Annotated in this window: 24 protein-coding genes; 8 read left to right on the plus strand and 16 right to left on the minus strand. The window is 41.7% G+C overall.

The features are described 5' to 3' along the window. Nucleotides 1-126 precede the first annotated feature (126 nt). Together EG2_RS01045 and EG2_RS01050 are read right to left on the minus strand one after the other, a co-directional pair. Complete coding sequence (locus EG2_RS01045) at nt 127-939, minus strand: endonuclease/exonuclease/phosphatase family protein (protein WP_003128501.1); 813 nt, start codon at nt 937-939, stop codon at nt 127-129. Nucleotides 940-1,157: 218 nt separating this feature from the next. Further along, nucleotides 1,158-3,329 (minus strand): PTS transporter subunit IIBC, encoded by a 2,172-nt coding sequence (locus EG2_RS01050; RefSeq protein ID WP_060813133.1) that lies wholly within the window; start codon nt 3,327-3,329, stop codon nt 1,158-1,160. A gap of 253 nt (nt 3,330-3,582) precedes the next feature. Between EG2_RS01050 and EG2_RS01055 the strand changes: the two genes are divergently transcribed. After that, entirely contained in the window at nt 3,583-5,847 is a 2,265-nt protein-coding gene (locus EG2_RS01055; RefSeq protein WP_060813134.1) for a glycoside hydrolase family 65 protein, read from the plus strand. 114 nt (nt 5,848-5,961) lie between these two features. After that, complete coding sequence (locus EG2_RS01060) at nt 5,962-6,981, plus strand: LacI family DNA-binding transcriptional regulator (RefSeq protein WP_060813135.1); 1,020 nt, start codon at nt 5,962-5,964, stop codon at nt 6,979-6,981. Between the two features lie 64 nt (nt 6,982-7,045). On the opposite strand, the gene EG2_RS01065 is transcribed toward EG2_RS01060, so the two are convergent. Together EG2_RS01065 and EG2_RS01070 are read right to left on the minus strand one after the other, a co-directional pair. Continuing rightward, nucleotides 7,046-8,011, minus strand: coding sequence for a ribose-phosphate diphosphokinase (locus tag EG2_RS01065; RefSeq protein WP_005472824.1), 966 nt, complete (start codon nt 8,009-8,011; stop codon nt 7,046-7,048). 72 nt (nt 8,012-8,083) lie between these two features. Next, the gene (locus EG2_RS01070) at nt 8,084-8,632 is read right to left on the minus strand and encodes a C39 family peptidase (RefSeq protein WP_060813136.1); all 549 of its coding nucleotides are present in this window, start codon (nt 8,630-8,632) and stop codon (nt 8,084-8,086) included. 157 nt (nt 8,633-8,789) lie between these two features. On the opposite strand from EG2_RS01070, the gene EG2_RS01075 reads away from it, so the two are divergent. After that, the gene (locus EG2_RS01075) at nt 8,790-10,682 is read left to right on the plus strand and encodes a M13 family metallopeptidase (protein WP_060813137.1); all 1,893 of its coding nucleotides are present in this window, start codon (nt 8,790-8,792) and stop codon (nt 10,680-10,682) included. Nucleotides 10,683-10,899: 217 nt separating this feature from the next. Here the strand turns inward: EG2_RS01075 and EG2_RS01080 are convergent, their stop codons facing one another. From EG2_RS01080 to EG2_RS01090, 3 genes are read right to left on the minus strand one after another with little or no spacing between them, the layout of a single operon-like run. Further along, nucleotides 10,900-11,199 carry a hypothetical protein gene (locus EG2_RS01080; RefSeq protein ID WP_060813138.1) on the minus strand — a complete coding sequence of 100 codons (300 nt, stop codon included), beginning with the start codon at nt 11,197-11,199 and terminating at the stop codon, nt 10,900-10,902. 17 nt (nt 11,200-11,216) lie between these two features. Next, nucleotides 11,217-11,762, minus strand: a complete 546-nt coding sequence (locus EG2_RS01085) for a cysteine hydrolase family protein (protein ID WP_003128491.1) — start codon at nt 11,760-11,762, stop codon at nt 11,217-11,219. 21 nt (nt 11,763-11,783) lie between these two features. Then, the gene (locus EG2_RS01090) at nt 11,784-12,479 is read right to left on the minus strand and encodes a 5'-methylthioadenosine/adenosylhomocysteine nucleosidase (RefSeq protein WP_060813139.1); all 696 of its coding nucleotides are present in this window, start codon (nt 12,477-12,479) and stop codon (nt 11,784-11,786) included. Nucleotides 12,480-12,585: 106 nt separating this feature from the next. On the opposite strand from EG2_RS01090, the gene EG2_RS01095 reads away from it, so the two are divergent. Next, nucleotides 12,586-13,206 (plus strand): class I SAM-dependent methyltransferase, encoded by a 621-nt coding sequence (locus tag EG2_RS01095; protein WP_255210065.1) that lies wholly within the window; start codon nt 12,586-12,588, stop codon nt 13,204-13,206. Nucleotides 13,207-13,303: 97 nt separating this feature from the next. Here EG2_RS01095 and macP read toward each other — a convergent pair whose 3' ends face one another. Beyond that, the gene (gene macP, locus EG2_RS01100) at nt 13,304-13,600 is read right to left on the minus strand and encodes a cell wall synthase accessory phosphoprotein MacP (protein ID WP_003128486.1); all 297 of its coding nucleotides are present in this window, start codon (nt 13,598-13,600) and stop codon (nt 13,304-13,306) included. Then, nucleotides 13,593-14,171, minus strand: a complete 579-nt coding sequence (locus EG2_RS01105; RefSeq protein WP_060813141.1) for an NUDIX hydrolase — start codon at nt 14,169-14,171, stop codon at nt 13,593-13,595. Before EG2_RS01105 ends, macP begins: the two co-directional genes overlap by 8 nt. Nucleotides 14,172-14,384: 213 nt before the next feature. On the opposite strand from EG2_RS01105, the gene EG2_RS01110 reads away from it, so the two are divergent. After that, nucleotides 14,385-15,032: a 5-bromo-4-chloroindolyl phosphate hydrolysis family protein gene (locus EG2_RS01110; RefSeq protein WP_003128484.1), complete on the plus strand. Its 648-nt coding sequence runs from the start codon at nt 14,385-14,387 to the stop codon at nt 15,030-15,032. A 98-nt stretch (nt 15,033-15,130) separates the two neighbouring features. Continuing rightward, complete coding sequence (locus tag EG2_RS01115; RefSeq protein ID WP_003128483.1) at nt 15,131-16,324, plus strand: toxic anion resistance protein; 1,194 nt, start codon at nt 15,131-15,133, stop codon at nt 16,322-16,324. Between the two features lie 132 nt (nt 16,325-16,456). Here the strand turns inward: EG2_RS01115 and EG2_RS01120 are convergent, their stop codons facing one another. The 3 genes from EG2_RS01120 to EG2_RS01135 form a co-directional block, all read right to left on the minus strand. After that, nucleotides 16,457-17,821, minus strand: coding sequence for an APC family permease (locus EG2_RS01120; RefSeq protein WP_060813142.1), 1,365 nt, complete (start codon nt 17,819-17,821; stop codon nt 16,457-16,459). Between the two features lie 183 nt (nt 17,822-18,004). Further along, entirely contained in the window at nt 18,005-19,201 is a 1,197-nt protein-coding gene (locus tag EG2_RS01130; RefSeq protein ID WP_021421701.1) for a tyrosine-type recombinase/integrase, read from the minus strand. A 79-nt stretch (nt 19,202-19,280) separates the two neighbouring features. Beyond that, entirely contained in the window at nt 19,281-19,484 is a 204-nt protein-coding gene (locus tag EG2_RS01135; RefSeq protein ID WP_021421702.1) for an excisionase, read from the minus strand. 105 nt (nt 19,485-19,589) lie between these two features. Here EG2_RS01135 and EG2_RS18245 point away from each other — a divergent pair, with 105 nt between their 5' ends. Beyond that, on the plus strand, nt 19,590-19,799 hold the full coding sequence (locus EG2_RS18245; RefSeq protein ID WP_071870105.1) for a hypothetical protein: 210 nt from the start codon (nt 19,590-19,592) through the stop codon (nt 19,797-19,799). Nucleotides 19,800-19,859: 60 nt separating this feature from the next. On the opposite strand, the gene EG2_RS01140 is transcribed toward EG2_RS18245, so the two are convergent. Both EG2_RS01140 and EG2_RS01145 read right to left on the minus strand, forming a co-directional pair. Beyond that, a complete protein-coding gene (locus EG2_RS01140; RefSeq protein ID WP_021421703.1) occupies nt 19,860-20,108 on the minus strand; it encodes a helix-turn-helix domain-containing protein in 249 nt (82 codons plus the stop codon). A 3-nt stretch (nt 20,109-20,111) separates the two neighbouring features. Beyond that, nucleotides 20,112-20,534: an RNA polymerase sigma factor gene (locus EG2_RS01145; RefSeq protein WP_021421704.1), complete on the minus strand. Its 423-nt coding sequence runs from the start codon at nt 20,532-20,534 to the stop codon at nt 20,112-20,114. A gap of 526 nt (nt 20,535-21,060) precedes the next feature. Between EG2_RS01145 and EG2_RS01150 the strand changes: the two genes are divergently transcribed. Then, the gene (locus tag EG2_RS01150; RefSeq protein WP_032509185.1) at nt 21,061-21,423 is read left to right on the plus strand and encodes a helix-turn-helix transcriptional regulator; all 363 of its coding nucleotides are present in this window, start codon (nt 21,061-21,063) and stop codon (nt 21,421-21,423) included. 69 nt (nt 21,424-21,492) lie between these two features. Here the strand turns inward: EG2_RS01150 and EG2_RS01155 are convergent, their stop codons facing one another. Both EG2_RS01155 and EG2_RS19085 read right to left on the minus strand, forming a co-directional pair. Further along, complete coding sequence (locus tag EG2_RS01155) at nt 21,493-21,717, minus strand: hypothetical protein (protein WP_021421705.1); 225 nt, start codon at nt 21,715-21,717, stop codon at nt 21,493-21,495. 16 nt (nt 21,718-21,733) lie between these two features. Beyond that, nucleotides 21,734-22,325, minus strand: a 592-nt coding sequence (locus EG2_RS19085; RefSeq protein ID WP_218002385.1) for an MFS transporter, incomplete at its 5' end; no start/stop codon positions are given.

The raw sequence follows: 22,325 nt of genomic DNA on the forward strand, positions 1-22,325 counted from the left end.
AAAAGGATGAAATCAGAAATTCGTTTCTGGTCTCATCCTTTTTTTAATCGATTGTCTGCTTCCTGAATCTCTAGCCGATTCAAGCGATGGCAAGCGAATAATCGAAGTCGTCTTCTCTATTCTTGGTTATTCAAAAACCACACAGATACCAAAATGATCGCTGACTATCGGCAGCCGCTGACCGTCAAAAACCACTTCATACTCTACGGGCTGTTCATTCTGTGAGGCAAAGACATAATCGATACGCAAGGCTGTCTGATTGTCTTGCCAGCCATCGATTGCTTTAACAACCGAAGCCTCACCGATCGTTTTTGTTGCGGCAAGAAAACTATCCTGCAGCTGCAATGAACTGTTTTTAACTAGCTGATAACCCAAGCTATCTGCCTCATTATTGAAATCACCTAAAAGCAAGAGCGATGCTGCTCGCTCAGTCAAAAACGCTTCGGTCTGCTGCCATTCATAGGCAAACTTGCCGTCATTCCACCAAGAAAAATGGCAGCTTAACACTTGGATCATTTTGCCGTCTACTTCTGTGAGACCGCTAAGATTTTTTCGCGTAGTATGGTCCCAGACATCGGTTGTCTCAGAAGCCAAATATTCTTTGGCAATGATTGGATTTTTGGACAGTAAGGCATTCCCTTCATGATAGACATCATAACCCACATGACTGTAAGTCCATGACCAATAATAATCGTGATCCAGAATCTGCAGTTCTTCTACTAAGCGCAAAGCAAAATTGTCTTCTTTGATCTCAAGGATCGCCTCTGTCGGACAATAAAGACCATCCGGAACGATCGTTGTAGCAGCAATCGATTGATTGACTTCTTGCAACGCAATCAAATCATAATCACCTGCTGCGATTTCTTGTGCGATCACTTTTAATTTTGCTTCTTGATCGTCTTCTAACCAGCTATGGGTGTTTAATGTTAAAACTTTCATGAATAACGCTCCTCTGCGTTTGATTATCTTCTTTCAAAATGTAAATAAAAGAACGGAGCTGTGCCATAAGTATGAACCAGACGAAACTATCCGCACTGTATGAAATCAGCTGTACTTCTCGTGAATTGCGACGAGAAACTACCAGACTGTAGCAACCCCACGATCGTTTGGATATTCAGTTTGGTAAAATACTTATGGCACAGCTCTTAGTCATTTTATTATAGTTTGACGATTCCAACAACTGCTGCAGCTTTTTGCTGACCAGTTTGGGCCAATTCAAAGGAATCGATTTGATCGGTATTTGTCATTACTACAACGATCGTTGTATCCTTACCCGCTTCTTTGATAGCTGCGAGATCCATTAAAGCCAACTGGTCACCTTTTGTGACTTGCTGCCCTTCTGTGACAGAAACTGTGAATGGCGCCCCTTGAAGTTCAACAGTATCTAAGCCCATATGAACCAATACTTCGACTCCTTCATCAGATAGCAAACCAATCGCATGTTTCGTAGGAAAAACATTCGTCACTTTCCCAGAAACAGGTGAATACACCCGCGTATTATCGGGAATCACGCCAAATCCGTCCCCCATCATTTTCTCAGCAAAGACTTGATCACTGACCTCCGTGATCGGAATCACTTGCCCATCGGCTACTGAAACAACCTCAGCGGTTATCCCTTGGCTTTCGTGATTCGTCTCGTTAGCGACTTCTTTTATGACTGCTTCAGGAATCGCCACACCGGAATCCAAGATATCCTGAATGTCTGATTTAAGTACATCGGCTTTAGGACCATATACCGCTTGAACTCCGTTATCTTTTACGATCAAACCTAATGCGCCAGCACCTTTCCAAGACTTCTCGTCTCCTACTGAGCTAGGGTCTTTGACAGAAACCCTTAAGCGAGTCATACATGCATCCACATCGCGGATGTTTTCACGTCCTCCCAACAGATGAATGATCTTAACCACTTGAGAGTTTGGATCTAACGTTCCGTCAGAGGCAGTTGTTGCTACGTTTTCGTCAGCTCCTTCTACTTCGTAGTTGCCGTTGCGTCCGGGCGTCGCAAAGTTGAATTTTTTGATTAAGAAGTTAGCCAAGAAATACATGCCGACCCCAAATGCGATCGTTACCAGGACAAAATTGATCAAGTCCTGACCCAGACCTGCATTAATCGCCATTGGTGTCCGAGTCAATAGTTCGATATTTCCAAAAGAGTGAACACGCAGGTGAACGATATCCGCCATAGCAAATGCTGCCCCTTGAACGACTGCATAAACAACATATAACGGTACAGCCGCAAACATGAACATAAATTCCAATGGCTCTGTCACACCTGTCAAGAAAACCGCGATGGCAGCGGATAAATACATCGAGGTATATTTATGGCGCTTGTCTGCATCGACATTGCGATACATTGCATAGGCAAGTCCCATCAAAATACCAGAAGAACCGATCATTTGTCCGACTTTGAAACGTGCAGGCACAAAATTCTCTATCAAGAATTGGTATTGTGAAGTATCCCCTGCATTTCGCATATTGACTAGATCAGTTGCCCAAGCTAACCATAGAGGATCTTGACCGAAAACTTGTGTCCCCGCTTGTGCACCAGATAAGATTGTATAGGTGCCTCCCAATTCAGTATAGTTGATGGGAATAGTCAGCATGTGATGCAACCCAAATGGCAATAGTAATCGTTCTAATGTTCCAAACAAGAAAGGTGCTAAAATCGGCGCACTTTCTTGCGATTGTGCGATCCACAAGCCAAAGTTATTGATTCCTGCTTGAATGTAAGGCCAAACGATTGCTAACACGATCGCAACAACCACGGAACGAGCGATTACAACAAACGGGACGAAGCGCTTGCCATTAAAAAACGAAAGTGCATCGGGCAGTTTGCGGAAATTATAGTATTTATTATAAGCCGTCGCACCAACAAACCCGGCGATGATCCCTACAAAAACACCCATGTTCAGTGCCGGAGCTTCTAAGACACTTGTAAAGAAGCCGTCCACCATAATTTTCGTACCGAACAACGTATGAGTAAAAGCCCCTTCTTCCGTCAGCATGGCGCTTGTGACCCCGAAAATCGAACCTGTGATTCGATTGATCAATACAAATGCGATCCCAGCAGCGAATGCCCCGCCTGCGCGTTCTTTCGCCCAACTACCACCGATAGCTAATGCAAATAATAAGTGCAGATTCCCAATAATTGCCCAACCAATATTTTCGATCACACCACCGGTCGTTACCAAAAATGCCCAATCGGCATTGAACATGGGGATCGTCTTCCCAATACTGATCATCAATCCGGCGGCAGGCATAACAGCTACCACAACCATTAGTGCTTTTCCGAATTTCTGCCAAAATTCAAAGCTTAGTAATTTTTTCATCCTCTTTCTTCCTCCTCCACCGTTTTACGCAATCGGTTTCTTAATAACCACATTGTAGCGGAGATTGAAAATTTTGTAAACCGAGAAATTTCAATTTACATTCTCCTCAGTCATTAATTTATAAAAATGCGCAAAAACAGCTCTTTGTCACACTTTCATTTAAAAAAGCAGAGAAACCAATGATTTACGCTTGACTAACGCAATCGTTTGCATTTATTATAGAGTTATCAAAAAGATTTTGGAGGAAAAACCTATGAAAAAAATCCAGCGTTTGTTCGATATCGATCCTTGGAAAATCGCAACAACTACTTTAGATAAAGAAAATCGCCGACTACAAGAGTCGCTTACAAGTATTGGAAATGGCTACATGGGGATGCGGGGCAATTTTGAAGAACAATATAGTGGCGATCACCATCTAGGGACTTATCTGGCAGGGGTCTGGTATCCAGACAAAACTCGTGTTGGCTGGTGGAAAAATGGCTATCCGGATTATTTTGGAAAAGTGATCAATGCTGTTAACTTCATTGCAATGGATCTTTTCATCAACAATCAAGCTGTTGATCTTGCGAAAATCAGTCCGAGCGATTTTTATATGGAACTGGATATGCAAACAGGAATTTTACGCCGAACATTTACGGTTTCATTGGCTGGCGCAACTGTCAAATTTACTTTTGAGCGCTTTTTAAGTATTGTCAAGCGAGAAATGGCGGTAATCACGATGCAGGCAGAGATCCTTGAAGGATCAGCAGAAATCACAGTTATTTCTAAACTAGACAATAATGTCCGCAATGAAGATAGTAATTACGAAGAACGCTTCTGGGAAGAATTAGACCACGGCAGCTCAGGCAACTATCGTTATCTGACCACCCGTACCATTGAAAACAACTTTGACATTGAGCAATTCACGGTCACTGCCGCAATGCGTCATAGTCAAGAGCCAGAATCCACAGAGACGAGTGAATTGACGATTGCTGACGCGTTTACTTTTACAGGAGAAACAGGAGCTGTCTTTCATTTACAAAAAGACGTGATTATTGTTACCAGTCGTGATGTCAACCCTCATGATCAAGTAACAAAAATTGCAGAGCTTTTCCAAGTGTACAGCGCACCTTACGAAGACTTACGGCAAGAACAAGTCAATGCTTGGAAAGACCGCTGGGCATTAGCTGATGTCATCATTGAAGGCGATGCTGCTGCGCAACAAGGAATTCGTTTCAATTTATTCCAACTCTTCTCGACCTATTATGGAGAAGATGAACGTTTAAATATTGGACCTAAAGGATTTACCGGTGAAAAATACGGTGGCGCTACTTATTGGGATACAGAAGCCTATGCTGTGCCTCTTTATTTGGCATTAGCAAAACCAGAAATCACTCGGAATTTGTTGAAATATCGCCACAATCAATTGCCGCAAGCCCATATCAATGCGCAAAAACAAGGCTTGGCTGGCGCGCTTTATCCTATGGTGACATTTACAGGGATCGAATGCCACAATGAATGGGAAATCACCTTTGAAGAGATCCATCGAAATGGTGCAATTGCTTATGCCATCTATAACTACACGAATTACACTGGTGATACGAGCTATCTGAAAAAAGAAGGCTTGGAAGTATTAACGGCCATCGCTCGTTTCTGGGCAGATCGTGTCCATTATTCCAAACGTCAGCAAAAATATATGATCCATGGCGTTACCGGCCCCAACGAATATGAGAATAACATCAACAATAACTGGTATACGAACAAGATGGCTACCTGGGTCTTGAGCTATACTTTACAAAGTTATAAAGAATATGCCACAGAAGCAACCGTAACGATCCCAGAAAAAGAGCAAGACTACTGGCAGGATATCATTGACAATATGTATTTCCCAGAAGATCAAGACTTAGGAATTTTCGTTCAGCACGATACCTTCTTAGACAAAGATTTGATGCCAGTCACTGATTTAGATCCAGAAAACTTGCCATTGAATCAAAATTGGTCATGGGACCGAATCTTGCGCTCTTGCTTTATCAAACAAGCGGATGTCCTACAAGGAATCTATTTCTTTGGGGATCAATTTACAGAAGAGGAAAAACGAAACAACTTTGACTTCTATGAACCAATGACAGTGCACGAGTCTTCCCTGTCTCCTAGTATCCATGCTATCTTAGCAGCCGAGCTGGGAATGGAAGAAAAAGCGCTGGAAATGTATGAACGAACGGCTCGGCTAGATTTGGATAACTACAACAATGATACCGACGATGGTTTGCATATCACTTCAATGACTGGCAGCTGGTTAGCAATCGTCCAAGGATTTGCCCAAATGAAGACGGACCATGCCCATCTAGGTTTTGCCCCGTTTCTACCGAAGACTTGGAACAGCTATGCTTTCCATATCAATTATCGCGGACGCTTATTATTCATTTCTGTTAAAGAAGAAACTGTCACACTAAAGAAAATCAGTGGTGAGCCATTGACGGTTCAGCTTTATGGAAAAGAGTATCTGTTGGAAGATGAAGTCTCAGTAACTATTGCTTAATCATTGATCAGAAACCAAGAAAGAAGAAATGAAGGCATTTCTTCTTTCTTTTCTTTCCGGCTACCAAAATAACACAACTTTATGATACTATAAGCTAAAAAAGGAGGGAAAACAGTGAGCGTAACTGTCAAAGATGTCGCCAAAAAAGCCGGCGTTGCTACTTCAACTGTTTCTCGGGTCGTGAATGATCACCCTAGTATCTCTGAAGATACAAAAAAGAAAGTACGCAAAATCATGGCTGAGATGGGCTACGTGCCAAATTTGGCTGCGCGAAATCTAGGCAAGCAGATTTCAAGCGCGATCGGTGTTATCTTGCCGCCTTTGGATTCAAAGGAACGGCTAGGAAATCCTTTCTATTTAGAAACGATCGAAGCCATCAACGAAGAAGCTCGCCACCACCAAATGACGGTTGCGGTTGCCTCTGCCCGTGATTTTGATACATTATTGAAAAATGTGGAACGTATGCACCTTCAAAAACAAGTGGATGGTTTTATCTTAGTCTATTCCGATGAAAAAGATCCAATCATTGATTATTTAGTTCGTAAAAAAGTTCCTTTCACATTGATTGGACATCCTTACAGCAATGAAGAAAATATCGTTTTTGTTGATAATGACAACCAAATGCTGGGAAAACAAGCGACAGAGTATCTGATCTCCCAAGGACACTCTAAAATATTGTTCGCTACGAATACAACTCACGAAAATCTCTATTTCGAACGTTTCTTCGGCTATCAAAAAGCAATGATGCTAGCCAATCTGCCTTTTTATCCGGCATTGACATTTGAACAGGCAGAAGACTATGTCAATTTCGAGACAACGATCAAAGAGACCGAAGCAACGGCAATCGTAGTGATCGATGATCTTTTTGCTGTTCGGATCATCCAACTGGCAACGATGTTCGGGTATAAAGTTCCTGATGATCTATCTGTGATCAGCTTTAATAACTCGATTTTTGCTACATTGACCCATCCTTACTTGACCAGCATTGACATCAACGTCTTATCCTTAGGAAAAATCGCCACAGAAAGCTTGATGGCACAATTAAACCATGAAGGTTCAAATGCGGTTCAGCTTGTCGTCCCGCATAAGCTGATTAAGCGAGAGACTGTCTTGAACCTCAATGACTTAGCATAAATTGCATTGTCTCATGACAAAATAAGAAGCAAGAAAGTCCGGAACAACCGGACTCTCTTGCTCCTTATTTGTATTCTTTGCTTTCTAACCGAAACAGGGGACTCATCGGTGTATTTTCGTGGATTCGTTTGACAGCCTCGCCCATCAGTTCTGCACAAGAAAGGTAAGACAACCGTTCTGGATGCCGTTCTTCGGCAGTCCAACAAGAATCTGTGACACAAATGTTTTCGATGACAGATTGATCAAGAATGTCTTTGGCTGGTGGTGACAATAACGCATGAGAGACGCACGCATAAATCTCACTAGCTCCTGCTTCTTTTAGCAAATCTGCTGCCTTTGACAATGTTTTGCCTGTATTCAAAATATCATCTACTAAAATACATTTTTTGCCGGCAACATCTCCAATCACATAGCCACCATCTGCCTCATCTTGATCAACGATTGCAATCGCTGTATCTAAATATTCGGCTAAACTGCGGGTCCGCTGAACTCCGCTATTTTTGGGAGAGACAACGACATATTCGTCTCCGATCATTTTTTTCTCGCGATAATAATGCGCGAAAAGCGGAATCGTAAATAGATTATCAACAGGGATATCAAAGAAGCCTTGCACCTGCACGGCATGCAGATCCAATGTCAAGATCCGTGTCGCCCCAGCTTCCACTAACATATTGGCAATCAATTTTGCCGTGATCGGTTCATGAGGATTTGCCGTCCGGTCTTGTCTTGCATACGCATAGTACGGTAAAACCACATTGATCGTTTTGGCACTTGCACGTTTCATGGCATCGATCATGATCAACAATTCAAGATAGTGATCATTGACTGGTTCATTAGTTGATTGAATGATAAAAATATGATCGCCACGAACACTTTCCTCAATATTGATCGCGATCTCTCCATCACTAAATTGTGTTACTTTTGACTTACCTAACTCTGTACCGAAAACTTTTGCAATTTTCTCGGCTAACGGTCTGTTGCCGTTCAAACTGAAAATCTTCAATGAACTATCTTTATAACTTTCGCCCATGTCTGCCTCCAAGTGAAGTGAATTGTTTCTTTTATTCTAGCACATTATAGGTGCTTTTTTCATTAAATTAATTTAAGGTAACGAGACGGTTCCGTTAATCCAGCTGGCTGGAATCACTTGATTGTACTTCCCCCAGTTGTCATGAACTTTTAGATAACGTCCGGTCTCTGTTTCTAAATAAGCATATGCGACTACCCAGTGATTGCCGTAGGTACTTCCTAAAGGTTTCAAGAGACCAACGATCACCGGTTTGCCTTGATCGATCCGTTTGCAGGCTCGCTGCCAGCCGCCGACAACTGTGGCACGCCCCCGATAAGGCAGATCAAAATGAGAGAAAAAGCGTGATAGTCCATGAGCCACCTGCCAAGCAATCGTTGGCAATCCATGAGGTTGAATCAAGAGCCGCAAGATGTCTGTCAGTGCGCCCGGCTGCAGCTGATTTTTCCTTCTCACCGTTTTAGGGATGATCTGCTCATCAATATAATCTTGATAATAAGCCAAAAACACGGTGGCAGCATAAGTTCCGCACAAATAGCCGGAAGGTGTTACCCAAGATTTGTAGCGGCGGAATCGTTCTTCTGGTATTCCCTGCCAAGTATCTATGTTCTCTCTTTCTTCCATCGCCATTCCTCCTAACCAAAGTATATCTTAATAGTACCACGGGAATCAGCCGGTTTAGACACTAAAGAACTTTTTCGTTAAGAAAAAAACAAACTTTTTTTGCGTACTGGAAAATTTTGTTTCATAATAGGAGAAAGCATAAAAAGGAGCGAAGCATATGACAACATTATTAAAAGATGATTTTTATGATTATGTGAATGGCGATTGGTTGGAATCAGCGGTGATCCCTGCGGATAAACCGGCAACTGGAGGTTTTCAAGATCTGGTAGACGGAATCGATCAGTTGATGATGGCTGAGTTCAAGAATATGGCGGCAGATCCTTTAGCAATCCCTAAAGGAAAAATGAAAGATGCCGTTGCTTTCTATCGCTTAGCAAGCGATTTTGCTACCCGTGATGAAAACGCAGGTCAAGAAGTTTTGCCGATTTTGGAAAAAATCGAAAACCTTGCGTCTTATGACGAGTTAAATGCACAGCTACCTGAATTCATTCTTAACGGCATCCAACTACCATTTGCTTTCGATATCGACTCCGATATGAAAAACGCGAAAATGAATACACTGTTGGCCTATCCCCCAGCAACGATCTTGCCTGACAAAACATATTATACTGACCACCCGCAGGCAGAAGAGTTACTACAAGTTTTCTTCGACAATGCTGTTGCGCTCTTAACGAAATTAGGGAAATCACAATCCGAAGCAGAGTCGCTGGTAGAACAAACACTGGCTTTTGATAAATTGATTGCTCCTCATGTTCGCAGTGCGGAAGAAAATGCCGATTACAGCAAAAATTACAACCCGCAAAGTCTAGATACCTTTGCACAGCATTCGGCGCAACTCGACTTCAAAAAGACATTAACCGCTTTATTAAATGCCGAACCAGAAGAGTTGATCGTGACTGAGCCTGATTACTTTGCAGCATTTGATATCATTGTCTCTCCTACCCACTTTGATTTATTGAAAAGCTGGATGGTCGTTAATCAAAGTTTGCGCTACACTGGATATCTTAGTGAAGAACTACGCCAACTCGGCGGAGCCTACAATCGGCATCTCTCTGGGGTTGATGAAGCAATGCCTAAAGAAAAAGCCGCCTATTATCTGACGATTGGACAATTTAGTCAAGTCGTCGGTGATTATTATGGTCGCAAGTATTTTGGTGAAAAAGCAAAAAATGATGTAAAACATATGGTGGAAACGATGATTGGCGTCTATCAAGATCGTTTGACCAGCAATACTTGGCTCAGTGAGCATACCAAACAAAAAGCAATCGTTAAATTAAATAAACTAGGAATCCATGTCGGTTACCCAGACAAAATCCCAGCTATCTATGATCAATTGCACACAGACCCTGATGCATCATTGTTACAAAATGCACTACGTTTTGGACGTATCTTCCGGGAAGATCTTTTTAGCAAATGGCAAAAACCGGTCGATCGTGATGAGTGGGAAATGTCTGCAGCAACAGTCAATGCCTACTATCATCCTTTCAAGAATGTGATCGTCTTCCCAGCAGCTATTTTACAAGCACCATTTTACAGTCTGTCTCAATCAGCAAGTGCCAATTATGGTGGGATCGGTGCAGTGATCGCTCATGAGATTTCCCATGCTTTTGATAATAACGGAGCCAAATTTGACGAATTCGGCAACCTGAATAATTGGTGGACAGCAGAGGACCTGGCCCATTTTGAGACATTGGCTCAAGAAATGATCAATGAATTCGACGGCTTGCCATTTGCTGGTGGAACGGTCAATGGCACCTTGACAGTATCGGAAAATATTGCCGATGCTGGTGGATTAAGCTGTGCACTAGAAGCAGCAGAAAAAGAAACTGACGTCTCACTAGAAGACTTCTTTATCAATTGGGCAAAAATTTGGCGCACAAAAGCCAAAGAACAATATCAACAGTTGCTGCTAGCCATTGATGTTCATGGCCCTGCCAAGTTACGGGCCAACATCCAAGTTCAAAACATCGATTCCTTCTTCACTACTTTCGGTATTGAACCGGGAGATGGCATGTACCGGGCTCCTGAAGACCGTGTTCACATCTGGTAAGATACAGCTTTCTACGAGGCATTTGTTATGAACTGTTTGGTTATGAGTCATTGGCCCATTTGTTGATGCAACTTTTAAAAAAAAGAAGATTCACCTCACATCATTAGCCAAAGTAGTTCAGAAATACAATCAGCTGCCAGCCTCATCAAAAGATACAATATTAAGACCGCCCCCGAAAAGTTAGCTGTTTGCTGCTAACTTTTCGGGGGCGGTGATTTTATTTTCCTAGTGCTTTTTTGATCATTTCGATTAGAGAATCAAATTGGGAATGGTCCTTTATGACTTGGTCAGCATGATGCCGGTTGCTTCTATCTTTCATAAAGTCCATGAGTTGATCTTTATCTTGAATGCCTAGTTTTGTCATCAATGCTTCCACATTTTCAAAATCGGTATACTTTTGCATGAACGTATCATTCAAAATCTTGTCTACATCCAATTCACCGCTTTTATAGGACTGATACAATCCTGTCAATTCACTGAAACTAAACTGTTCTTTTAATTGATCCATAAATCCCATTACACTCAACTCCTTTTTTAGAGAATAGTAGCCCCTAATGTCTGCTCAAAGTGGCGCAACGCCCATTCATGACCGACTGGATCGAAACTTGCAACAGCATCTTTGAAAATAAATAATCGATACCCAAGGTTATATGCATCGACAGCCGTATGCAAGATACAGATATCTGTACAGACACCAGTCAAATAAAGTGCAGTAATGCCCCGTTCCCGTAAACGAATGTCAAGATCTGTTCCACTAAACGCTGAGTAGTGGCGCTTATCGATCCAGTAAACATTTTCTTTTTCTTTGTGATCTTCATACACTGCAGCTAGTGTCCCGTAGAGATTCCGTCCCTCTGATCCTGCCAGATTATGAGGAGGAAACAACTGATTTTCTGGATGATAAGGATCTTCTGCTTCATGGCGATCAATGGCAAAGACAACAAAATCCCCTTGATCGATAAATCGTTGGGTATGATCGACTAATGTTGTTTCAATCGCTTGACCCGCTTGGCCGGTCGTCAAACGACCAGTATCAGCTACAAAATCGACTGTATAATCAATTGAGAGTAATGCATTCATTTGTGATCTCCTCCAATTTTATTATTTCAGCTTTTTAACAAAGGCCAGCACCATTTCTGCAGAGCGCTTGCCGGCTTCCAAAATGAATTCGTCAAAGGAAACTGTTGCAGCATGATCCGCAGTGTCACTGATGGCTCTTACGACAAGGAAAGGAATATTGAATTGCTTCGCTGTTTGGGCGATCGCAGCACCTTCCATCTCGCAAGCCAAAGCGTCTGGGAAGTGCCTTAGGATTTCTTGTACTTTACGTCCGTCATTGATAAAACTGTCCCCTGTTACGATCAAGCCATTTTTTACATTGTGATTCGTTGCTTCTGCGGCTTTGGTCATTTCGCCGATCAAGTAACGACTGGCCTCGAAATACAAAGGCATTCCCCCTGGGAGTTGCCCATATGTATACCCAAATCCAGTAACATCTACATCGAAATAAGCTAGTTTTTCTGAAATCACAAGGTCGCCGACGGCTAAACCAGCACCGATTCCCCCAGCAGATCCAGTATTGATCACCATGTTGACCCCATATTGCTGAATCAGCAAACTTGTTGTCAGTGAAGCGGCAACTTTCCCGATTCCAGATCGAACAACGATCACTTCATGATTGCCGATACTGCCGGAAATAAATAGTGCTCCAGCTCGCTCCCAAGATAAGGGAGCTTCCAATGCTTCCCGCAACATCTTGATTTCTTCATCCATTGCACCGATAATACCAATTTTCATCTTGTAGCCTCCTGACGATCCTATACATTATATCTTAATAAAAGATCATTTTTTCTCCTTTTATGATAAACTAGTTTTACTCAAAGGAACAGTTTTTTGTCAGACCATTAAGGAGGTTTTTATGTCTGAGATTTTTAATAAAATGGCCGACCATTACGATACACCCCCAAGGATTGCTCTAGCTGAAAAGATTACAGCAGCAGTAAGGCCCCAATTGATGAATGCCCGTGAACAAATTCTAATTGATTATGGCGGTGGAACAGGTCTTGTTAGCTTACCGTTGGCCCCTTTAGTCAAGCAACTGCAGATTTGGGATACTGCGGAGGGCATGCTGGCGATCGTTGATCAGAAGGTCGCCCATCAAGGGCTGACAAATGTTTTTGGATCGTTCCATGATTTAACGAAGGAATCCATTCATGAAGAAGCCGATATCGTTCTGCTGTCGCTGGTAATGCTTCATATCCCCGACACAGAACATTTACTGCAGCAACTTTATCAGTTGTTAAAACCCGGCGGACGTTTGTTCATCGTTGATTTCAATAAAAACCCGTCTGTCTCACATCCTAAAGTACACAATGGATTTGAGCAAGACACGCTGCTCCAACTAGCAGAATCAGTAGGTTTTGATTCAGTAAGTTATGAAACATTTTTTGAAGGCCCACAGTTGTTTATGGGGCAAGATGCTGCTCTTTTCCTATATAGCGCTGCTAAGCCATCCCAGCCATAAAACAAAAAACCAGCATGCTGAGCGCTAATGCTCTGCGTGCTGGTTTTTGATTAGATACATGCGCTGATCAACGAATAAACTCGATTAATCGTGTTCCTTAAAGCAAAAAGATCGCTAATGCAACTACGATCAGCAGCAATGCCACTACCACGATTGCTTTGATCAAAAAAGTATTCAAGTTGCGGGACTTCTGATTTTCTCCTGCTCTCGTTTTAGTGATCGCTTTATTTTTTTTACGGACTTTCCGATAATGATTGTCGATTTGCTTTTCTTTTTGCTTCCACTCTTTATTTGCTTGCTTAGCAACGATCTTTTGATTTCGCTCGGAAGCAGCCATTTCTTCTTCACGACGTCGACGCAATTCAGAGCGGGTGATCAGTGGTTCTTTAGGCACGGCTGTTCCTCCGTTTCAATTCTAAAAGCTCCCAAAACTGAATCGCAAAAATCGTTTTTGCATCACAGATCGTTCCATCTGCGATTGCTGCTTTGGCTTCTTCCATCGTCAATTCATACACTTCCAATACTTCATCCTCATCTTGAGGCAGCGGGTTCTCTACTTTTTGTAATTGTTTCGCGTGAAACAAATGCAGCACTTCATTAGCAAAGCCCGGGGAAAGGTACATCGAATGCACATGTTCCAGCGTTGATGCTCGGTAGCCGGTTTCCTCTTCTAATTCACGAGCACCAGTCAATTCGGGCTGTGCACCTTCTCCTGGATCGATCTTGCCTGCCGGAATCTCTAAAATGACTTTCTCTAATGGCTTGCGAAACTGGCGGACAAAGATCATTTTATTTTCTTCCGTCACAGCGATCACTGCAACACCGCCTGGATGAAAGACCAACTCTCTTTTGCTAGTACCGCCATTTGGTAATGCCACATCATCAACAACGACATCAATGATTTTCCCATGAAAAATCTCGTTTCTGGCAATCGTTTTTTCTTCAAAATCTTTATAGGTTAACATTTTTTCACCTGACCTTTAACGTCTTTTCTACAAAATACTTTAGCATAGTTTCTCAAAAATATCTCCTTAAGAAAGAGCAAGAAAGGTTATGATTTTACTAAATATCGGAAAATCCACCCCAAGTCTGATATTTTTCTACTAGTGAACATGCTAAAATAAGGATGTCGAACAATCCCTATATTACTTGTCCAAAGAATTTTAGGAGGAGGAAAAATGAAAAAAAATATTTGGCTGATCGTTTCTGCGATCGCTGTAATCACACTTTTTGCCTTTATCAGTTCCACAGGCACTGATTTATTTACTGTCTTGTTGCTGATCGTTGGCGCGATTCTGGTATTTATCGGTCTGAAGGGGCGTAAAGTAGAAGCAAATCCCAATGTGTTACCTATACTGACGAAAGAAAAAGAAGCGCATTACTTGAAAAGCGGTATGTCTCCAAGTGAAATCGAACTGTTCCGAGAAACCATGAATCAAACCAAACAACAGATCGAGCATTTACAAAAAAACATCAACCGCAGCAATAAATTAAAAGCGATCGACTTGCGTCATGATGCATTACGCGCTTCGAAAGCACTGTTCAAAGAATTGGTCAAAGAACCGACGAAATTACATTCGGCGAGTCATTTTCTTTACACCCATTTGCCGAACATGGTTGATTTGACAGACAAATTCATTGAGATCAATGAACATGAGATTAAAAGCCGTGAAACCTATGAAAAAATCGAAGAAAGCACTCAAATCATTGAACAAATGGCCTCGTTGATCGCTAAAGATTATCAGCAGTTTGTGGCAGATGATTTAGATGATCTTGATATCGAGTTATCCATTGCCAAACAAAGCATAAAACGAGATAATGAATAGGGATGGATTCCTTTGCTCGATCTTCGAATGAAGCGATCCAAAAAAAAAATCTAGCCCAGGCTAGATTTTTTTCGAAACAAGACTTAGGAGGAGTTAGAATGACGGAGACACCAAATCAAGTTAAACCAGTAAACGATACTCTTGATGATCTATTGAATAATCCATTTGCAACCCCTGTCGATACATTGACGACAACCCAACAGGCAGAGATCAATGCCTTGCAAGAACAACAAAAAGCCTCTCGCTTAATTGATAAATTGCCACCTGAGCGACAAGCGCAGGCACAAGAGTTAGCGAATAAGATTGATCCAACCGATCAACAAGCAGTCATCACCTATGGCGCAGCTGCTCAAACCAAGCTGGGAGAATTCTCTCAATCGATGCTGAATCATGTGCAAGCAGCAGATATCGGACCTGTCGGTGATTCATTGACAGAGTTGATGTATCGTCTGCAAGAAGCTAATCCAGATGAATTACGGGCAGGAGAAGGCAATCTCTTCAAACGGATGTTTGGCAAAGTCAAACAATCGATTTTTGAGATCACCGCTAAATACCAAAAAATCGGTGCTCAAATCGATAAAATCGCTGTTAAATTAGACAAAGAAAAAGACGGTCTGTTAAAAGACAATTTGATGTTGGAACAGCTTTACCAAAAAAACAAAGATTACTTCGACGCATTGAATATCTATATTGCTGCCGGTGAGTTAAAAATGCAAGAACTACAAACAACGATTATTCCTGAAGCAATGAAAAAAGCACAAGAAACGAATGATCAGATGGATGTACAGATCGCCAATGACTATACACAATTTTTGGATCGCTTAGATAAGCGGACCCATGACTTGCGCTTGGCCCGTCAGATCACGATCCAACAAGCACCTCAGATCCGTTTGATCCAAAATACCAACCAAGCATTGGCAGAAAAGATTCAAGCATCTGTCAATACAGCGATTCCTTTATGGAAAAACCAAGTCGTTATCGCACTGACTTTATTGCGTCAAAAAGATGCGGTTACTGCACAACGTCAAGTTTCGGAAACAACGAATGATCTCTTACGTAAGAACTCTGAAATGCTGAAGGTCTCTGCGATCGAAACAGCTAAAGAAAACGAACGAGGAATCGTTGATATCGAAACGCTGCAAAAAACGCAAAACGATCTTGTCGAAACGATTCAGGAAACATTGCGTATCCAAAAAGAAGGAAAAGAAAAACGCCGAGCGGCCGAAGTGGAATTGGGTCACTTGGAAGAAGACCTCAAAGATCGCTTGTTAGACTTGACTGGAAACAAATAATTCAGGCAGACGCATACTGTTTTCTATTAGCTGAACGAGCCTCTGGGAATCTCTCAGAGGCTCGTTTTTTTACAGTGTCACCGCTTTGGTTTCCTGCCAAGACATGAACAAAAACAAGAGCGTTAGCATCTGCTAACGCTCTTGTTTTTGTTCATTCAATGCACTGTTGCGGTACCCATACATAAAATAGATCAGCAAACCAATGACGATCGTAATGCCAAAGACGATCCAAGTCGCCATCTGCAATCGTGTCATCAAGAACAAACAGCTAGCAACAGATAGTAATGGCAAGAGAGGCACCAGCGGCACCTTGAATTCCCCTTTTTTGGGCATTCCCATCATTTTGCGCAGCTTGATGATTCCCAATGACATTAAGATCAAATAGGCCAACGCTACGATATTTGTTAATTCTGCCAAAATATTCAATGGAAAAGCCGCGGCAAAAAAGAAAGCAACGATCCCAGCCGCATAAGTCGCTTTTTTCGGTGTCTTTTGTTTCGGATCGATTTTTTGCAGTGATTTTGGCAGCAAGCCATCCTTACTGATAGCATAAAGCAAACGTGCCAATGAATACATCATGGAGATTGTCACTGTCAATAGCGTCAGAATGGCGCCAACGGAAATCACTGAACCAATCACGCCATGATCGATATATCGCATGGCAAAAGCTACTGGATCACTTACATTCAATTCGGTAAAGGGAACGATTCCAGTCAAAATCAGCGTTACCACGATATACAACAAGGTGGCGATCGCAATTGAGCCGATAATTCCCCGAGGCACGTCTTTTTGCGGATTTTCAACTTCTTCCGCAGCCATTGCTACCGCATCAAAGCCCAAAAAAGCAAAGAAAACAAGCGCTGCCCCATTAAAGACTCCCGAGAAACCAAAAGGCATGAAAGGCTGCCAGTTGCTTGGCTTCACAAAAAATACACCGAAAAAGATAAAAAGCGCAATGATCCCAAATTTGACCCAAACCATAGCATTATTCAATCGTAAGGCTTTTTTGGCTTCTTGACTTACCCAAATCGTCACAAAAATAATCACTAATCCTGCAATCAAATCAATGTACGTTCCTTCGCTAGGATTATAGCCAGCAGTCAGTGCTTTTGGTAGACGCACACCGATACTTGTCAAAAACCCTTGGACATAACCGGACCAGCCAGAAGCCACCGAGGCAACTGCCAGCATAAACTCGCATAGCAGAAACCAGCCGGCGAGCCACGCGACAAACTCGCCAAATACAACATAAACGTATGAATAGGCACCACCTAGTACGGGGATACGCGAAGCAAACTCCGCAAAAGAAAGACCTGATAAGATAACGACAAAGGCCGCTAAGACAAATGACAAGATCAACGCTGGACCTGCATATACAGCTGAAGCTGCACCGGTCACAACAAAGATCCCTGTGCCAATGATTGCGCCAATACCCAACATGATCAAATCTTTTAATTTCAAATCCTTTTTCAAATGACTGACGGGACTGGCTTCAATAGTTTTTTATTAGAAAAACTCACTAAATTTCTGATTATCTTTTCATAAGCTGGTAAATGTCGGTATAGCCTGTATTTTAGGGCTTTATCGGCATTTTCCTTTTGGAAGATACTCTGCATAAGCTGGCATTTACCAGCATGAAAATGCAACCAAAAGTAGTAAATGAGTAGTACAATCACCGATTTAAGAAGCAAGAGCCAGTCTTTCAATTTCTGCTTTTGCTGAATTGAAAGTACCGTGTGCGTAGTACCCTAATGTCATGGTGATGTTTGAATGTCCCATGATGTATTGCAGGGTGTTCGGGTTCATTCCTTTGTTTGCCATGTTCGTGCAGTAGGTATGTCTGAATGAGTGCGGTGTGATGTTTGGTAGCTGGTCTTTATGTGTCTTGTTGTATTTCTTCACAAGCCCACGCAACATACTTTCGTAGTTGCCAGCCACTTTAGGGAAGCCCTTTTGGTTTAGGAACAGGAAATTGCTGTAACCATTGATAACGATAGGCTCTGCCTTTCCTCTGTTCTGTAACACTCGCTTAAAGGCTTGATAGGCTCTTTCTGTCATTGGAAGCTGGCGTTCTCCTTTTTTGGTCTTAGGTGTTTCAATGTAGTAGCCGATTTCGCTGTCTTTCAATAGCTGATGGTCTACATTGATGATACGGTTCGCCATATCAATATGGACTGTCAGACCGCAAAATTCAGAGATACGAAGCCCCGTTTCCAGAAGAATAACCACTTCATCATAATACTTGCTGTACGTCTTGTCCTGTTCCATAAAGGCAAGCAATTTTTCTTCCTGCTCTGGCGTGAGAATGACTTTGGGTTCTGAATTATCTTCCAGAACGTCGCTCAATTTGAAGTTAAAAGGATTTTTTCTGATACAGTCGTCCTCAATCGCCATATAGAATGACGCTTTCAGAGAACGCTTGTAGTTGCTAATCGTCTTGTAGGAAAAGCCATTCTCATACATTCGCATAGCCCATTCCTTACCGTCCGATAGCTTCACCGTATCAATTCTCCTTGCACCCAGAGGGTCGTTTTCCAGAATTTTCATAAGGTACTGGCGACCTTTTTCTGTGTTGCGTTTCACATTTTTTCTCTGGCTGTTCTTCTTTGCGTAGAGCTGGCAGACTGTCATTTTCCCACCTATGGTATTGATACCGTCGTCGAGGTCTTTCTTAATCTTTTTCTGCTTTTCCCTCAATGACAAATCTTCACGTTTCCCAGCGGGTGTCTTGTCTGTCGGAACAAGTTTCCAAGCATAGACAAACTGTGGTTGCCCGTACATATCGGTATATTTGTAAACGTATCTTCCGTCTTTTCTCTGGCTCTCTCCAAGTCGTAAATTGCGTCCCTTGCTGTCTTTTCTCTTTACATTAGACATAGTGCGAAGCTCCTTTCCGTCAAGGAATGAGCCGTTGATACGCTATACTTTATTATACCATACCTACGGCTCGCTGACATTAGATTTCGTCTAATGTATCAATGATTTTTTCAAACTGTTTTCGCTTAATCTGCACACGGTTTCCATTCACAATCACCCAGCCAGCGTCGAGGTTTTCCTCTGCCAGCTTACGCAATTTCTTTTCCCCGATACGGAAGTATTTTGACGCTTCCTCAATCGTCAGCGTGTACTTCTCCCAGATAGGCACATCAGTATTGTTCATAAGTATGCACCCCCTTTACTGTGTGTCTTATGGAAGCAGACAGACGGCTTTGGCAAGCTCCACTGGCATTTCAGCCATTCCCATTCCTGTGGGCAGAACCGCACCATGCGGGTGTATCATTATTCTGTGAATACAGGTCGTGGCAAAGCGACTTTTCCAACGGTCACTCTCGGATCACTGCATGGGTCGCTCGCTTCCCCTTATGGAAAAGGTCGTGGCGTACAGTCCCCGTGGCTCGCTGTATCACAAACGTATCTGTCTGCTTTATTCACTTGTCAAAGAACAGTGGCGAAAGCCATAGGCTCTCATGTGTAAAAGCAGAGGGCAGGACAGGAAAGAGGGGATTTCAACAAATCATGCCCTGCCATGATTGCTTTATTCTTCTGTTGGAACTGTACCAATATCGAAGTCTAAAATCATTTTGATAATAGCTTCTCTGATACGTCCTTTAAGCTCCATATCTACTACGATATAAACATTACCGTATTCATCATACAGAGGACGCAAACAGCATTTTGATATGTACGGGTCATAAAATGCCAGTATTCTTTCAATAGACTGTTCATTTCCGTCCACAGCAGATGAAATAAGTCGATAGGGTGGAAGTTTGTACCCTTTTTTCATGTTTCATTCACGCTCCTTTGTCAGTGTTTTCTTTAAATTTTGTAAAGCTCTATAACGGTTTTTAAAAACTCCTGCTCTGGAAATTTTCTGTGCTTTTGCAATTTCTGTATCGCTCATTTCCAGAAAGTAGTACATCAGAAGATTTTCACGGTTACGTTCCGATAATTGCTTTAATGCTTCTGAAAGTTCTTCATCAAGCACTCGGATTTCAACACCGCATACCTCAAACACGGTATAGTCACTCATGTACTCGTCCCATACAGCCAGCTTTTCAACAACGATTTCTGGAAGCTCACAGAAAGGAATTTCTTTATCTTTACGACGTTTTAATTCCTTTTTATAATTCCAGATAACGCCCTTAACAGTACGTTTGAGCTTACAGTCAAACTGACACTGGATTGTTTTTTGGAAGTCAGACGGTTTCATCATCTCACCCCCTCTCTGTCCAGACGTAAAAGGTATCTATCCCTCTTTCCGCCCCACATCGGTACAGGAGTGGGTGATTTGCTAACCTGTATAAGAAAGAAATTCAAAAAAATATTGAACTTCTCATAAATAACAAAAACAGTCAATCAGCACATGAATGTACCAACAGACTGTTTTTGTTATGTTTACGATATGAATTTTTAACTCATGTTTAAGGTGTATTGACTGGATAACCATTGTAAGGCAGTTATTCAGTTGTGAATACTGGCGTATTCGCTGGTATGCAATCATAGCACAACCCCCTTATTCAGAGCTGTACCGTGAGTGCAAAAGAAAAGGACAGCTCTGGTTATCCAAAACCGTCCTAATCAAATTGAAAGACATGGAAAAAGATATTACCCTAGAACGGTTTTTTTTATTTACCGTCAAGGTAATATTGATATGAATTATTAACGCATAATATATGCGTTTTTAACACATTCTAATCATGTGCCATGAAGTATAAACTCATGACAGGTGATTTAAAATGAGGAAAAAGAAAGACACGCACAGTTTTGATTTCCGTCCGCTGGGACTGGCAATCAGAGAAGCGAGAGAGAAAGCTGGGCTTTCCCGTAATGACTTAGGCGATAAGGTCTTTTACGGAGAACGTCATATCGCAGATATTGAGAATATAGGGAAACACCCCAGCTTCCAGTTATTTCATGATTTAGTGACAATGTTCCATATCTCTGTTGATGAATACTTCTATCCGCAGGAGAAAGCGGAAAAATCTACAATCCGCAGACAGATAGACGTATCGCTTGATGAACTGACAGATGAAGAACTCAAAATCATTCAAGGAACGATTGACGGTATCATGAAATACAAGGGAACGGGAAGCAAATAGGCTTCTCGTTTTCTTTTTCCTCTCATAAGCTATCCTGCTGATCTGCTCCGCAGGAAGCAGGATAAGCACTTAAATCTTAGTTTTCTTTGTGATTGTGTAAATGTATTCTTCTGGTGTAGGTATCTTATTACCAAAATACTTTTTAAAATGTTTCTGCACCACTGGGTTTTGACTATTCACAGCATTGTCAATGTTTTCCTGTATCTCGGCTCTAAACTCTGATACCGACACGCCTCTAGCTTTTGCCCCAACCTTTAGCATATTTTTAATATCCTGCTTTTTTAGTATTCTCATTTTTGTACCTCATATATTAGTATTCTAATTGTTTAAACACCTGTCTTGAATACCATGTAATTAAAATCGAAGCGATAGAAGCTATAAGCATTACTATCCAAGCATTTTCAGAAAATACATCAAATAGAATACCGTAAGTCATTTGTCCTATCGGCTGACCACACATAGCAACAGAAACTAATGTTGCCATGATTTTACCAACTAATTCTGGTGGTGTTTGCATTTGTACCACAGTATATATTTGTACTACAAATAATGTAGACACACCCATAGCAACAAAACACATTAGCGTAATCACCCAATAAGATATTATTTCTGGTAATCCTAGTAAAAGTGAAATTCCCATTAAAAATACAGAAGCAGAGCAAATCAATAAAAGAACATACAAATTTTTAAGTTTTAATTTTTCTGCCACTATTGCCGTCAAAAAGCCACCACATAATCCACCTAAAGAAAGTGACGCTTGTGAAAATCCATATAACGTATCAGACATTTCCAATACTTCTGAAATTAAAATTGGTAAGCCAACAATCAAAACGGCACTTAATACCAGATTAAAAATACATACCAAAATAATGACAGATATAAATATAGGTTTTTCGTGCCTT

The organism is Enterococcus gallinarum NBRC 100675, from assembly GCF_001544275.1.
Classification (GTDB): domain Bacteria; phylum Bacillota; class Bacilli; order Lactobacillales; family Enterococcaceae; genus Enterococcus_D; species Enterococcus_D gallinarum.